Source organism: Streptomyces sp. NRRL S-87 (genome assembly GCF_000719335.1).
Lineage (GTDB): Bacteria > Actinomycetota > Actinomycetes > Streptomycetales > Streptomycetaceae > Streptomyces.
On sequence record NZ_JOGB01000246.1, the window covers coordinates 1 to 217 of the forward strand.

The following is a 217-nucleotide window of genomic DNA, read 5'->3' on the forward strand; positions in this document are numbered from 1 at the left end:
GTAGTTGGCCTGACCCGCACCACCGAACACGCCGGCGGCGGAGGAGAAGAGCACGAACGCGGACAGGTCCAGGTCGGCCGTCAGCTCGTGCAGGTGCCACGCCGCGTCCACCTTCGGACGCAGCACCGCCGACAGCCGCTCGGCCGTCAACGAGCCGACCACACCGTCGTCGAGGACACCCGCAGTGTGCACCACCGCGGTCAGCGGGTGCTCCGCC

The 217-nt window shown here is 71.4% G+C and carries 1 protein-coding gene; it reads right to left on the bottom strand.

The genetic code is table 11. The features are described 5' to 3' along the window. On the bottom strand, positions 1-217 hold a 217-nt coding region (locus IF43_RS37660; RefSeq protein ID WP_037891806.1), incomplete at both ends, for a KR domain-containing protein.